Origin of the sequence: Tessaracoccus oleiagri (assembly GCF_900103275.1) — a bacterium.
Lineage (GTDB): Bacteria > Actinomycetota > Actinomycetes > Propionibacteriales > Propionibacteriaceae > Arachnia > Arachnia oleiagri.
In genome coordinates, this window is record NZ_FNGP01000003.1 from 136,714 (window position 1) to 150,207 (window position 13,494).

Annotated in this window: 11 protein-coding genes; 8 read left to right on the forward strand and 3 right to left on the reverse strand. The window is 68.5% G+C overall.

All coding sequences use genetic code 11. The annotated features are described in order from the left end of the window. The first annotated feature begins 4 nt into the window (after positions 1–4). The 8 genes from nuoI (at position 5) to BLR46_RS08590 (ending at position 8,755) form a co-directional block, all read left to right on the forward strand. Positions 5–550: an NADH-quinone oxidoreductase subunit NuoI gene (gene nuoI, locus BLR46_RS08555; protein WP_245701650.1), complete on the forward strand. Its 546-nt coding sequence runs from the start codon at positions 5–7 to the stop codon at positions 548–550. Beyond that, positions 547–1,359, forward strand: coding sequence for an NADH-quinone oxidoreductase subunit J (locus BLR46_RS08560; protein ID WP_093251063.1), 813 nt, complete (start codon positions 547–549; stop codon positions 1,357–1,359). The genes nuoI and BLR46_RS08560 overlap by 4 nt, the downstream gene beginning before the upstream one ends. After that, positions 1,356–1,655, forward strand: a complete 300-nt coding sequence (gene nuoK / locus BLR46_RS08565) for an NADH-quinone oxidoreductase subunit NuoK (RefSeq protein ID WP_093251064.1) — start codon at positions 1,356–1,358, stop codon at positions 1,653–1,655. Before BLR46_RS08560 ends, nuoK begins: the two co-directional genes overlap by 4 nt. A gap of 14 nt (positions 1,656–1,669) precedes the next feature. Next, positions 1,670–3,574, forward strand: coding sequence for an NADH-quinone oxidoreductase subunit L (gene nuoL / locus BLR46_RS08570; RefSeq protein ID WP_093251065.1), 1,905 nt, complete (start codon positions 1,670–1,672; stop codon positions 3,572–3,574). 14 nt (positions 3,575–3,588) lie between these two features. Next, complete coding sequence (locus BLR46_RS08575) at positions 3,589–5,094, forward strand: NADH-quinone oxidoreductase subunit M (protein WP_093251066.1); 1,506 nt, start codon at positions 3,589–3,591, stop codon at positions 5,092–5,094. Further along, a complete protein-coding gene (gene nuoN / locus BLR46_RS08580) occupies positions 5,091–6,665 on the forward strand; it encodes an NADH-quinone oxidoreductase subunit NuoN (protein ID WP_093251067.1) in 1,575 nt (524 codons plus the stop codon). Before BLR46_RS08575 ends, nuoN begins: the two co-directional genes overlap by 4 nt. Further along, on the forward strand, positions 6,665–7,627 hold the full coding sequence (locus tag BLR46_RS08585; protein ID WP_093251070.1) for a polyprenyl synthetase family protein: 963 nt from the start codon (positions 6,665–6,667) through the stop codon (positions 7,625–7,627). The genes nuoN and BLR46_RS08585 overlap by 1 nt, the downstream gene beginning before the upstream one ends. A 180-nt stretch (positions 7,628–7,807) precedes the next feature. Then, positions 7,808–8,755, forward strand: a complete 948-nt coding sequence (locus BLR46_RS08590) for a type IV toxin-antitoxin system AbiEi family antitoxin domain-containing protein (RefSeq protein WP_093251073.1) — start codon at positions 7,808–7,810, stop codon at positions 8,753–8,755. A gap of 57 nt (positions 8,756–8,812) precedes the next feature. On the opposite strand, the gene BLR46_RS08595 is transcribed toward BLR46_RS08590, so the two are convergent. The 3 genes from BLR46_RS08595 to BLR46_RS08605 are packed head-to-tail and all read right to left on the reverse strand — an operon-like array spanning position 8,813 to position 13,465. Further along, positions 8,813–10,507: an alpha-amylase family protein gene (locus BLR46_RS08595; protein WP_093251075.1), complete on the reverse strand. Its 1,695-nt coding sequence runs from the start codon at positions 10,505–10,507 to the stop codon at positions 8,813–8,815. Positions 10,508–10,520: 13 nt separating this feature from the next. After that, positions 10,521–11,477: a TIGR03885 family FMN-dependent LLM class oxidoreductase gene (locus BLR46_RS08600; protein WP_093251078.1), complete on the reverse strand. Its 957-nt coding sequence runs from the start codon at positions 11,475–11,477 to the stop codon at positions 10,521–10,523. 47 nt (positions 11,478–11,524) lie between these two features. Continuing rightward, positions 11,525–13,465: a M13 family metallopeptidase gene (locus BLR46_RS08605; RefSeq protein WP_093251080.1), complete on the reverse strand. Its 1,941-nt coding sequence runs from the start codon at positions 13,463–13,465 to the stop codon at positions 11,525–11,527. Positions 13,466–13,494 lie beyond the last annotated feature (29 nt).

Here is a 13,494-nt window from a genome sequence, read left to right on the forward strand (position 1 = left end):
GTTCATGGAAGAGTGGGCCGGCTTCGGCATCACGTTCAAGACGATTTTCCGCAAGACCTTCACGCAGAACTATCCCCACAAGGACTCCGAGAAGGTCATGATGCCCCGCTTCCACGGGCGTCACCAGCTCAACCGCTGGCCCGACGGCCTCGAGAAGTGCGTCGGCTGTGAGCTGTGCGCGTGGGCCTGCCCCGCGGACGCCATCTACGTCGAGGGCGCGGACAACACCGAGGACGCCCGGTACTCGCCGGGCGAGCGCTTCGGGCACGTCTACCAGATCAACTACCTGCGCTGCATCTTCTGCGGCCTCTGCATCGAGGCGTGCCCCACCCGCGCGCTCACGATGACGAACGAGTGGAAGCTGGCGGACTCGTCGCGCGAGAGCCTCATCTACGAGAAGCAGGACCTCCTGGCACCGCTGCTGCCGGGCATGGAGCAGCCCCCGCACCCGCGGCGGCTCGGTGACGACGAGGACGACTACTACGCCGGCCTCCCCGCCACCGGTCAGCTGGACACGCGCAGCGCTACGCAGGCAGGAGCAGCCGAATGATGTCGCTGGTTCCCCTGGTGACCGCCGGGGACGTCGCGTTCTGGATCACCGCACCACTCATGGCGCTGCTGGCGCTCGGGTTCCTGGTGTCGCGCAAGCCGGTGCACTCGATGGTGTACATGGCCGGCGTGATGATCGGGCTCGCGGTGCTCTACGCTGCGCAGGACGCCCCGTTCCTGTTCGTGGTGCAGATCATCGTCTACACCGGCGCGATCCTGATGCTGTTCCTCTTCGTCGTGATGCTGATCGGCGTCGACGTGCGTGACTCGGTCGTCGAGACGATCAAGGGCCACCGCGTCACCGCCATCCTCGTCTCGCTCGGGTTCGGCATCCTCCTGATCATGGGCGTCGGCCAGGCGGCCGTCTTCGGTGGCCCCGCCGGCCTGGAGATGGCCAACGCGGGCGGCAACATCGAGGGCCTCGCCAAGTTGGTGTTCGAGGACTACTTCCTGCTCTTCGAGATCACCGCGGCGCTGCTGATCATCGCCCCGATGGGTGCCATCGTGCTGACGCACGGCGACGAGCTGAAGCGCCGCGTCTCGCAGTGGGGTTCCGCCCAGGAACGTGCCCGCGCCTACGCCGAGAAGGGCCAGCACCCCGGGCCCCGCTCCAACTCGGGCGTGTTCGCCACCGCCAACTCCATCGCGGTGCCGGCGCTCCTCCCGGACGGTTCCGTCGCCGAGGATTCGCTGTCCCAGGCCCTGCTCGACCGCGGCATCGCCGTCGACGTGGACCGGCTGCGCCGTCCCACCGACGCCAACTACGCCCAGATCGACCAGACGCACGCAGAGATCCAAGGAGAGAAATGACCACCGCCTCGCTGCTCGTCCTCTCCGCGTTCCTCTTCACCGTCGGCGTCGCCGGCTTCCTGCTGCGCAGGAACGCCCTCATCGCGTTCCTCTCCATCGAGCTGATGCTCAACGCCACGAACCTCGCGTTCGTCGCGTTCGCACGCCAGCACGGCAACCTCGAGGGGCAGATGGCTGCCTTCTTCGTCATGGTCGTCGCCGCCGCTGAAGTCGTGGTGGGCCTCGCCATCATCGTCGCCGTCTACCGTGCGCGTCGTTCGGCCTCGGTCGACGACGCGAACCTGATGAAGTTCTAAGGGGACAACAGAAAGTGATTCTTCTCGAAACCTTCCAGGCGGTCCCCGCCACAGGTCTCTTCTCACTGGCCTGGCTGCTCATCGCCATCCCGCTCGCGACGTCGTTCCTCCTCCTGCTGCTGGGGCGCGTTTCCGACAGCTGGGGCCACTGGCTCGCCACCCTTGCGCCGATCGCCTCGTTCGCCATCGGGCTGCTGCTGTTCCTGCAGATGCTGGGTGCCGACGAGGGCTCCCGCGCCGTGACGGTCCACCTCTACGACTGGATCTCCACCGGCTCCTGGAACGTGAGCGTCGGCCTGCTGATCGACCAGCTCTCGATCCTGTTCGTGCTGCTGATCACCGGCGTCGGCTCGCTGATCCACGTGTACTCGATCGGCTACATGGCGCACGACGACCGTCGCCGCCGCTTCTTCGCGTACCTGAACCTCTTCATCGCCGCGATGCTGACGCTGGTGCTCGCCGACAGCTACCTGATCCTGTTCGTCGGCTGGGAGGGCGTCGGTCTGGCGTCGTACCTGCTGATCTCCTTCTGGGCGCACCGCGACTCCGCGTCCGCGGCCGGCAACAAGGCGTTCATCGTCAACCGCGTCGGCGACCTGGGCCTGGCGATGGCGATGTTCACGATGTTCTCGCTGATCGGCTCGGTGTCCTTCGTCGACGTCAACGCCGCGGCGGGGGAGATGGGCGGCTGGGCCACGCTGATCGGCTTCCTGCTGCTGCTGGCCGCCTGCGGCAAGTCGGCCCAGGTGCCGCTCCAGTCCTGGCTCCTCGACGCCATGGAGGGCCCGACCCCGGTGTCGGCGCTCATCCACGCCGCGACGATGGTCACCGCCGGTGTCTACCTGGTGATCCGCTCCAACGTCATCTACGCGCAGACGCCGGAGGCCACGTTGGCCGTCGCGATCGTCGGCACGGTGACGCTGCTCGCCGGCGCCTGGATCGGTTCGAGCAAGGACGACATCAAGAAGGTCCTCGCGGGCTCGACGATGTCGCAGATCGGCTACATGATGCTGGCCGCGGGCCTCGGCCCGATCGGCGCCGCGTTCGCGATCTTCCACCTGCTCACGCACGGTTTCTTCAAGGCCAACATGTTCCTCGGCGCCGGTTCCGTCATGCACGGGATGAACGATGACGTGAACATGCGCAACTTCGGCGGCCTCGCCAAGGCGATGAAGATCACGTTCCTGACCTTCGCCGCCGGCTACCTGGCCATCATCGGGTTCCCGTTCACGGCGGGCTTCTACTCGAAGGACCACATCATCGAGGCCGCGTTCGAGTCGAACATCATCCTCGGCACCCTGGCTTTGCTGGGCGCCGGCGTGACGGCGTTCTACATGACGCGCCTGATGATGATGACGTTCTTCGGCCAGAAGCGCTGGGAGCCGGACGTGCACCCGCACGAGTCGCCCGCCGTCATGACGGTGCCGCTCATCATCCTCGCGATCCTCTCGCTGTTCGCCGGCCTGTTCCTCAACGGCTGGATCCAGGACTGGCTCGCCGTCCCCACCGGCCACGAGGTCCACAACACCGGCCTGCTCCACATCACGCCGATCGGCTGGCTCACCATGGCCGTCGTCGCCGTGGGAGTGTTCATCGGCTGGTACATGTTCAAGGACGACATCCCGAAGACCGTCCCGCAGACGAAGAACGTGTTCGCGCACGCGGGCCGCAACGACCTCTACGGTGACGCGTTCAACGAGCACGCCATCATCCGCCCGACGAAGGAACTCGCCGCCGGCCTCGCCTGGTTCGACCGCACCGCGGCCGACGGCGTGCCGGAGGGCGGCGCGACGGTGGCGGCCGGGCTCGGTGGGCTGTTGCGAAGGACCCAGAACGGTTACTCGCGCACGTACGGCCTGACGTTGGTCCTCGGCGTCATCGGCGTCGCACTCGTCGTCGCGCTCGGACAGCTGGGCTAAGGAGATTTGAAGAGATGCTGTTGACTGTTCTCGCCCTGCTGCCCATCGTCGGGGCCCTGGTCGTCGTCCTCCTCAAGGGGGAGATCGCCAAGCTCGTCGGCATGGGCGTCGCGCTCAGCACCCTGGTGCTCGGCGTCGTCGCGGTGGCCCTGACCATCAGCGGACAGGCGCTCAGCGTGTCCGTCCCGTGGATCCGGCCCATCGGCGCCTACTACGCGCTCGACATGACCACCATGGACGCCGTCCTCGTGCTGCTGACCGTCATCCTGGTGCCGGTCGTCATGCTGGCCGAGTGGCGCGTCGGTGAATCCGTCACCGCCCGCGGCACCACCGGTGGGTTCTTCTCGCTCGCGCTGCTGATGCAGGGTCTGGCGCTGTTCGTGTTCCTCGCCGGCGACCTGCTGCTGTTCTACCTCGCGTTCGAGGCCACGCTGATCCCGGTCTACTTCCTGATCGGCCGCTACGGCGGCGACGGACGCTCCCGGGCGGCGATGAAGTTCCTGCTCTACTCGCTCGCCGGTGGCCTCGTGCTGCTGGTCGGCGTCGTCGGCCTCTACGCCGTCGCGGCGGGGGAGGGGCAGGCCAGCCTGCTGATCGGCGACCTCGGCGCCCTCGACCTGAACAACACGACGGGGCACCTGCTGTTCCTCGCGGTGTTCTTCGCGTTCGCGGTCAAGGCGCCGCTCGTCGGCCTCCACACCTGGCTGCCCGACACCGCGCAGGCCGCCACCCCCGGTACCTCCACGCTGCTCGTCGGCATCCTCGACAAGATCGGCACCTTCGGCATCATCAAGATCTGCCTGGTGATCTTCCCCGAGTCGATGCAGTGGGCGGCGCCCGTGGTGCTCGTCTGGGCCGTGGTCTCCATGATCTACGGCGCCCTGATGGCGTTCCAGTCCACCAACCTGCTGCGCCTGGTCAGCTACACGTCGATCAGCCACTTCGGCTTCATGGTGTTCGGCATCTTCGCCCTCACCACGCAGTCGCTGACCGGCTCGATCTTCTACATGCTCAACCACGGGTTCTCCACCGCGGCGCTGTTCCTGATGGTCGGCTTCCTCGTCGCCCGCCGCGGGAGCGCGGACATCCACGCGTTCGGCGGCGTCCAGCGCGTCGCCCCGGTACTCGCAGGGTTCCTGCTGATCTCCGGCCTGTCGGCGCTGTCGCTGCCCGGCATGGCGACGTTCGTGTCCGAGTTCCTGGTCATGGCCGGTTCGTGGCAGCGCTACCCGGTGCACACCGCCGTCATCACGCTCGGCATGGTGCTGGCCGCGGTGTACGTGCTGCGCATGTACAAGATCACGATGACCGGGCCCGTCACCGAACAGGTGAGCACCCACGTGAACAGGGACCTCTCCCTGCGCGAGAAGGCCGCGGTCTTCCCGCTCCTCGTCCTCCTGCTGGTGCTCGGCTTCGTGCCGAAGCCCGCGCTGGAGTTCATTGACGAATCCTCGACGGGCTTCCTCTCGGTCGCCGGCGTCCAGGATCCCACCCCGCAGCTGAAGGAAGGCGGACGATGATCAACGTCTTGGAGATCCAGGCACCCACCGTCGAGTGGATGCCGCTGCTCCCGCTGCTGCTCGTCTTCGGCGGTGCCGTCGTGGGCGTGCTGTTCGAGGCCTTCGCGCCGCGCAGCACCCGCTACGTGCTGCAGACGGGGCTGTCGATCCTCGTGCTCCTGGGCGCAGGCGCGGCGGTGCTGTTCCAGATGGCGGATCTCGAGCCGCAGACGATCGCCATGGGCCTCCTGTCGCACGACGGCCCGACCCTGATCTTCTGGAGCCTGCTGATCCTCTTCTCGCTCGGCGGCGTGGCGCTCTTCGCGGAGCGTGGCGTCGGTGACGGGCAGTCGGCCTTCGCGTCGTCGGCCTCCGCCGTCCCCGGCTCGCCGCTCGAGCGCGAGGCCGTGCGCCTGCGCCGCGAGCACACCGAGGTCTTCCCGCTGCTGCTGTTCTCGCTGCTGGGCATGATGCTGTTCGCGTCGGCCAACGACCTCATCACGCTCTTCGTCGCGCTCGAGGTCATGTCGCTGCCGCTGTACCTGCTGTCGGCCATGGCGCGCCGCCGTCGCCTCCTCTCGCAGGAGGCCGGCCTCAAGTACTTCCTGCTCGGCTCGCTGGCCAGCGGCTTCTTCCTGTACGGCATCGCGATGCTCTACGGCTACTCGGGCGGCCTCACGCTGACCGACGTGGCCGCGGCGATCGACGCCGGGGCGGACAACTACTGGCTCCTGCTGCTCGGCCTCGTGCTGCTGGCCGTGGGCCTGCTGTTCAAGATGGGCGCCGTGCCGTTCCACTCGTGGGTTCCGGACGTCTACATGGGCGCACCCACCCCGGTGACGGGCTTCATGGCCATCGCCACGAAGACCGCTGCGATCGCCGCGCTGATGCGCGTGTTCTACGTGGGCCTCGGCGGCGCGTCGTGGGACTGGCAGCCGCTGTTGGCGGTGATCGCGATCGTCAGCATGATCCTCGGCGCGGTCGTCGGCCTGTCGCAGAACGACCTGAAGCGACTGTTGGCGTACTCGGCGATCACGCACGCGGGCTTCCTGCTCGTCGGCATCGTCGGCGCCGTGGAGCCGGGCGAGGGCGTCACCGTCTCGTCGGTCGGAGCGGTCGCGTTCTACCTGCTCACCTACGGTGTCGCGACCCTGGGCGCCTTCGGCCTCCTGCTGACGGTGCGCCGCTCGGGCGGCGAGGCCAACGGCATCGTCGCGTGGCGCGGTCTGGGCAAGACCAACCCGGTCGTGGCCGCCGTCATGACGCTCTTCTTCCTGAGCTTCGCGGGCATCCCGCTCACCGCCGGCTTCGTCGGCAAGCTGGCCGTCTTCAGCTCGGCCTTCCAGGGCGGGTTCGGCTGGCTGGTCCTGGTGGCGGTGATCCTGTCGGTCGTGGCGGCGTTCTTCTACCTGAAGATCGTCGTGGCGATGTGGTTCCAGGACGCCGAGGACGACTCCGACACCGTCGTGGTCACGCCTTCGCTGTGGACGTGGACCGTGGTGCTGGTCGGCGTGCTCGCCACCATCGTCCTCGGCCTCCTCCCGGGTGGCATGATCGAGCTCATGAACAACTTCTCGGAGTTCATCCGGTAATGGCGAAACCATTCGAGGTGCGGCTGCAGGAGCGTCTGGAACGCTTCGAGACGCTCCTGTCCGACGCCGCGGTGGCGAACTCGGAGTTCGTCACCGAGGCTGCGCAGCACGTCATCTCGGCGGGCGGGAAGCGCTTCCGGCCGATGCTGGTGTTCGTCGCCTCCGAGTTCGGCGACGCCGGCGACGAGGACAGCATCCAGCGTGCCGCGATGGTCATGGAGCTCACCCACGTCGCCAGCCTCTACCACGACGACGTCATGGACGAGGCCGACGTGCGGCGCGGGGCTCCGTCGGCCAACCGGTTCTACGGCAACTCGGTCGCGATCCTCGTGGGCGACTTCCTCTTCTCGCAGGCCTCGTACCTCGTCGCCGAACTGGGCGTCGACTTCGTCAAGCTGCAGGCACAGACGTTCGCGCGCCTGGTGCAGGGGCAGATCGCGGAGACCGTCGGCCCGCAGGAGGGCGGCGACGCGCTCACCCACTACCTGCAGGTGATCGCCGACAAGACCGGGTCGCTCATCGCCGCCTCCGCGTGCTTCGGGGGCATGGCGTCCGGCGCGCCGCGGGAGATCGTGCGCGCGCTGGACGCGTTCGGCGAGGAGATCGGGGTGGTGTTCCAGCTCTCCGACGACGTCATCGACATCAACTCCGACGTCACCGGCAAGACGCCCGGGACCGACCTGCGCGAGGGCGTGCCCACGCTCCCCGTGCTCATGCTGCGTGCCGAGAACAACCCGGCCGACGCCGAACTCCTGTCGCTGATCGACGGCGACCTCTCGGACGACGCGACGCTCGCCCGCGCGCTGGAGATGCTGCGCGCCCACCCCGTCATGGGGCGCGCGCAGGCGGAGATCCGGCGGCACGCCGACATCGCGCGCAGCCACCTCGCCATCCTGCCCGACGGCGACGCCAAGGACGCGCTGCTGCAGGTCTGCGACGAACTGGTCACCCGCTCCACCTAGGCCCAGACCAAGGCGCCTGCGTTTCCTACGTTCACCAGCGCTGCTTCGCAGGTGAACGTAGGAAACGCAGGCGTCTTTGCGTTCCCGCGCGAGAGGGGGTCTGTGGAGACACCGCCGCCGGTTTTCCACAGGTGCGAACGCAGGGAGCCGAACGCCACCTCTGGCCGCTGGAATGCACCCATGACCATCACCTATGCGGAACTCATGCAAGTCGGGCTGACGCCGGCGGCCGTGGCGTCGCTGGAGAAGGACGACCTCCTCCACCGCCTGCGCAGGGGCGTGTACGCCCACGAGACGTCGACGGAACGACTGGCAGCCCACCGGGCGCTCGTCGAAGCCACCCGACGTGTGGTGAGCCCCACGAACGTCCTGAGCCACACCACCGCCGCGGCGCTCCAGGGCCTGCCTGTGCGCAACCACACCCTCGAGCGGGTCACCATGACCCGGACGACGACGGGCCACGCGGACAAGGGACCGCACCTCCGCGTGCGCAACACGCGCCTCACCGACGACGAGGTCACCACGCTGGACGGTATGCCGATCACGACCCTGGCCCGAACCGTGTCGGACGTCGCGCGCACGGAGCCGTTGATGTGGGGCGTGGCCGCAGCCGACCGGGCGCTCGCGGACGGGCTGCAGAGGGAATCCCTGGCCGCCGCCGTTGGGATGCACCCGCGGCTGCACGGCATCCGGAAGGCGCTCAGCGTGGCGATGATGGCCAGCCCGTTCGCCGAGTCACCGGCCGAGTCCCTCAGCCGCACGAACCTGATCCTCGCCGGTCTGCCCGCCCCTCAGGAGCAGGTGGAGATCTTCGACGAGGAGGGCGCCTTCGTGGCGCGGGTGGACTTCCTCTGGCCCGACCACGGCGTGGTGGGGGAGGTGGACGGTGCGGCGAAGTACGGGGACCTGCTCGAGGACGGGATGACCAGCCAGGATGCCGTGATGGCCGAGAAGCACCGGGAGGCTGGGTTGCGTCGGCTGGGCTACTGGGTGACGCGCTGGGGCTGGCGTGAGGCCGGGCGCCCGGGGAGCCTCGAGGCCCTCGTCGGACCCGCTCTGACGGCGTCCATCGGGGCTGTGATGGCCGGCTTCACGCAGGCACCCGAGAGCCGCCAGCGTTCGCTCTGAGTACCAGCGATGCATCGCAGGTGGACGTAGGAAACGCTGGCGGACCGGTCCGTGCCGCTAGACCAAGCGCGAGTCGTCCGCGTATAGGATCCGCAGCCAGTGGTAGCCGTACCCGTCGACCGGGAGCTCCAACTGCCCGGACCTGCCGATCGTGTGCCGCTCGCCGGAGACGAGGTCCGCCACCTCCAGGCCCTCGTCGACGCCCTCCAACCGCACCTTGATGCGGGTGGCGCGCGGGCTGAGGTTGTGCACGAGCACCGAGCTCGACCGGCCGCCCCCGAAGGGATCCCAGGTCGAGCGGTGCACCAGCACCTCCTTGACGTCGTGCTCGAGGATCTCGAAGTTCCCCATCCCGACCTCCGGGCACTCGCGGTAGCGGCGCGCGAGAAGCGTCATGAAGTTGAGGAACGAGTCCGGGTCCTGTCGCTGCGCGGCGACGTTCACGTGATCCGGCCCGAAGGCGCCCTGGGTGACGGGGCGCGGCAGCTTCGACGGCGCGGCGGAGGAGAAGCCGCCATTCTTCGCGTCGGTCCACTGCATCGGCGTGCGGACCGCGAGTCGGCCCTCCACGTCGAGGTTCTCGCCCATCCCGATCTCCTCCCCGTAGAACAGCACGGGCGTCCCGGGGAGGGCGAACAGCAGCGAGTAGACCATCCGCATGCGACGGGGATCCCCGGCCACCATGGGTGGCAGCCGCCGGCGCAGGCCGCGACCGAACAGCTGCATGTCCTCCTCGGGACCGAACGCGTCGAACACCTCCTGACGCTCCTCGTCGGAGAGCTTGTCGAGGGTCAGCTCGTCGTGGTTGCGGATGAAGTTGGCGAACTGGCTGTGCCGCGCGAGCTGGGGGCGTCGCTGGATGGTCTCGATGATTGGGGCCGTGTCCTCGCGGGCGAAGGCGAGGTAGAGCCGCTGCATGAGCTCGAAGTCGAACATCATCGTCAGCTCGTCGCCGTCGGGGCCTCCGAAGAACTCGAACATCGTCTCGTATGGCACGTTGACCTCGCCGAGCATGATCGAGTCCCCACGGCGGCGTCCCATGAAGGCCTTCAGCTGCTTGAGGTAGACGTGGGGGTCGCCGAACTCCTTCGCCCACCTGTCGGCGACGCCCCGGGTCTCGATCATGTACGGCACCGCGTCGACGCGGAAGCCGTCGATGCCGAGCTCCAGCCAGAAGCCGATGATCTTCGCGATCTCGCCCTGTACGGCGGGACTCGTGATGTTCAGGTCGGGCTGTTCGGAGTAGAAGTTGTGCAGGTAGTACTGCCCGGCCTTCTCGTCGTAGGTCCAGAGCGAGTTCTCCGCGTCGGGGAACACGACCTCGTCGGAGGTGTCCTCCGGCGGCTCGTCGCGCCAGACGTAGTACTCGCGGTAGGGGCTGTCCTTGGAGGAACGGGCGGCCTTGAACCAGGGGTGCTGGTTGGAGGTGTGGTTGGTGACGAGGTCGACGATCACCCGCAGCCCCCGGTCCTTCGCCGTCCGGACGAGCTCGACCAGGTCGCCGTGCGTCCCGAGCCGGGGATCCACGCCGTAGTAGTCGATGATGTCGTAGCCGTCGTCCCGGTTCGCGGTGGGGTAGAACGGCATCAGCCACAGGCAGGTGACGCCCAGTTCCGCCAGGTAGTCGATGCGTTGGGCGAGACCCGTCATGTCGCCGACGCCGTCCCCGTTGGAGTCGAAGAAGGTCTCGATGTCCAGGCAGTAGATGACGGCGGACTTCCACCACAGGTCGGCGGTCTCGGTCTTCAGCACGTTGCCTCCTCGGTCAGCGCAGTTGGGGGAGCAGCCGCTCGCCGGCGGTCTCGAGCCAGGGTCGCTGGTCCTGGCCGACGTGGTGCAGGTACACGGCGTCGAACCCGAGCGACGCCAGGTCGTGGATGCGCTGTGCCAGCTTGCCGAGGTCCGACTCGATGACGACCGAGCGGTGCACCTGTTCGGGGGAGATGCCCTCGGCGCTCACGGCGTCGAACGTAGGAACGGTGAGGTCCCACGCGGCCGGGGGCCCGAAGACGTTGGAGCGCCACTGGTCGTGGGCGATGGCGTAGGCCTCATCGTCGGTGGGCGCCCACGACAGGTGGACCTGGAGCACCTTGTGATCGGCGCCGCCCGCCTCGTCCCAGCGGGCGAGCATCTCGCGCAGCGTGCCCGGGTCCATGTTGATCGTCGCGAGGCCGTCGGCCCAGCGGGCCCCGCGCACGGCGGTGGGGACGCTCACGGCCGGCGCGATCATCTTCGGCTTCGGATCGGGCCGCTCCCAGAGCTTGGCCTCGTGCACCCTCACGAGGCCGTCGTGGGAGACCGTCTCGCCGTCGAGGAGACGCGAGATGATGTCGACGCATTCCTCGAGCCGCTGCTGGCGCACCTCCTTGCGGGGCCAGGCGTCGCCGGTGATGTGCTCGTTGGCGTTCTCGCCGGAGCCGAGCGCGGTCCAGAACCGGCCGGGGAACATCTGGCCGAGTGTCGCCATCGCGTGGGCGACGATCGCCGGGTGGTACCGCTGCCCGGGGGCCGTCACCGTGCCGAACGTGAGGTTCGTCGTCGCGAGCGCCGCGCCCAGCCAGGGCCACGCCATCCCGGAGTGGCCCTGCCGCTTCGACCAGGGCTCGATGTGGTCCGAGCACATGGCCGCCTGGAAGCCGACCTCCTCCGCCAGCTGGACGTCCGCGAGCAGCTGCCGCGGCGAGATCTGTTCGTGCGAGGCGTGGAATCCGTAGACAGTCACGGTTCCCACCCTAGTCGGCCCAAGGTTCGCGGGTGCGCGCTACGGCCTCACCAGATGCTCACCCGGCGCTCCGGCTCGAGCCACAGGGCGTCGCCGGGCCGCGTGCCGAACGCGTCGTGGAAGGCATCCACGTTGCGGACGATCTCGTTCACCCGGAACTCCGCGGGGGAGTGGGGGTCGACGCTCAGCAGCATCTTCGCCATCTCCGGGCGCCGCTTCGACCGCCACACCTGTGCGTAGCCCAGGAAGAACCGCTGCGCCGGCGTCAACCCGTCGACCGGCTCCCCGTCCGGGTCGCCGCCCGCGATGCGCCAGGCCTTGTAGGCGATGCCCACCCCGCCGAGGTCGCCGATGTTCTCACCGAGCGTCAGCTCGCCGTTCACGTGGCCCTCGACGCCCTCCGGGCTGAGCCCCTCGAACTGCTCGACGAGCCGCTTGGTCCGGGACTCGAACGCGTCCCGGTCCTCGGGCGTCCACCAGTCGCGGATCCGTCCCTCGCCGTCGGTGGTGGAGCCCTTGTCGTCGAACCCGTGCCCGATCTCGTGGCCGATCACCGCGCCGATGGCGCCGTAGTTGATGGCGTCCTCCGCGTCGACGTTGAAGAACGGCGGCTGCAGGATGGCCGCCGGGAAGACGATCTCGTTGCGCAGCGGGTGGTAGTACGCGTTGACCGTCTGGGGGAGCATGGCCCACTCCTCGGGATCCATGGGGCCGAGCACCTTCGACAGGGTGTACTCGAAGTCGAACACGTTGCTCGCGATGACGTTGTCGACGAGTGAGTCGCCCACCCGGAGGCCCGAGTAGTCGCGCCACTTCGTCGGGTAGCCGATCTTCGGGCGGAACCGCGACAGCTTCAGCAGCGCCTCCTCGCGGGTGGCCTCGGTCATCCAGGTGAGGTCGCTGATCGACCGGCGGTACGCCTCGATCAGGTTCGACACCAGTTCGTCCATCGCGTGCTTGGCCTCCGGCCTGAAGTGACGGTCGACGTAGAGCCGGCCGACGCCCTCGCCGATCACGCCCTCGACGAACGAGAGGCCGCGCTTCCACCGGGGGCGCAGCTCCTCGGTGCCGGAGAGCTGCCGGGCGTAGAAGTCGAAGTTCTCGTCGACGAACGCCGACGACAGGTACGGCGCGAGCGCGGTGACGATCTTCCACCGGGCCCACGAACGCCACGCCTCGATCGGCGTACCGGCGACGACCTCGGCCAGACCGGTCATGAACGAGGGCTGCATGACGACGAGCTCGCGCACCTTGTCCGCCGGCAGCTCCGCGCCCTCGGCGTAGGCCCGCCAGTCGATGCCGGGCGCGGAGGCGGCCAGTTCCTCGTACGACATGGGGTTGAACATGGCGCGCAGGTCCCGGTTGCGGACCTTGTCCCAGTGGTGCGCCGCGATGCGCGACTCGAGGGCGACGACCGCGTCGGCCTGGGCTTCGGCGTCCTCGAAACCCGCCAGCCGCAGCATGCGCGCGACGTGCACCACGTAGCCCGCGAGGGTGTCCGAGTGCTGCTCGAGGCGGTAGTACTCCTCGTCGGGCAGCCCGAGCCCGCCCTGGCCGACGAAGAAGATGTAGCGGCTCGGCTCGCCGGGGTCGGCGTCCTCGCCCATCCCGACCAGCGACGAGAACCCGTGGCGGAGGCTCCACCCGAGGTGCCGGGAGAGCGTCGTGGGGTCCACGATCTCGTCCACCCGCGCGAGCAGGCTGCGCAGCGGCTCGGCGCCGAGTTCCTCGATGCGGGCCTCGTCCATGAAGGTGGCGTAGAGCCGCGCGATCTTCCCGTCGTCGGTGTCCGGATCGTCGTTGTCGATCTCCTCGACGATCCGCCTCACGTTGAGCTCCGCCTCGTCGCGGAGGTCGATGAACGCTCCCGCGCTCGTCTTGTCGGGGTCGATCTGGGTGGTGGCGAGCCAACCGCCGTTGAGGTGCCTGAACAGGTCGTCCTGCGGGCGCACGTCGTCGAGTCGGTGGCTGAGGTCAAGTCCGGTCATGGGGGCAACCCTAGCGACCCGGCCCAGAG

What these genes read in the sequence shown, in the direction of transcription:
- nuoI (WP_245701650.1), top strand. Translation starts at nt 5, where the DNA reads ATGGAAGAGTGGGCCGGCTTCGGCATCACGTTCAAGACGATTTTCCGC.
- BLR46_RS08560 (WP_093251063.1), top strand. Translation starts at nt 547, where the DNA reads ATGATGTCGCTGGTTCCCCTGGTGACCGCCGGGGACGTCGCGTTCTGG.
- nuoK (WP_093251064.1), top strand. Translation starts at nt 1,356, where the DNA reads ATGACCACCGCCTCGCTGCTCGTCCTCTCCGCGTTCCTCTTCACCGTC.
- BLR46_RS08575 (WP_093251066.1), top strand. Translation starts at nt 3,589, where the DNA reads ATGCTGTTGACTGTTCTCGCCCTGCTGCCCATCGTCGGGGCCCTGGTC.
- nuoN (WP_093251067.1), top strand. Translation starts at nt 5,091, where the DNA reads ATGATCAACGTCTTGGAGATCCAGGCACCCACCGTCGAGTGGATGCCG.
- BLR46_RS08585 (WP_093251070.1), top strand. Translation starts at nt 6,665, where the DNA reads ATGGCGAAACCATTCGAGGTGCGGCTGCAGGAGCGTCTGGAACGCTTC.
- BLR46_RS08590 (WP_093251073.1), top strand. Translation starts at nt 7,808, where the DNA reads ATGACCATCACCTATGCGGAACTCATGCAAGTCGGGCTGACGCCGGCG.
- BLR46_RS08605 (WP_093251080.1), bottom strand. Translation starts at nt 13,465, where the DNA reads ATGACCGGACTTGACCTCAGCCACCGACTCGACGACGTGCGCCCGCAG.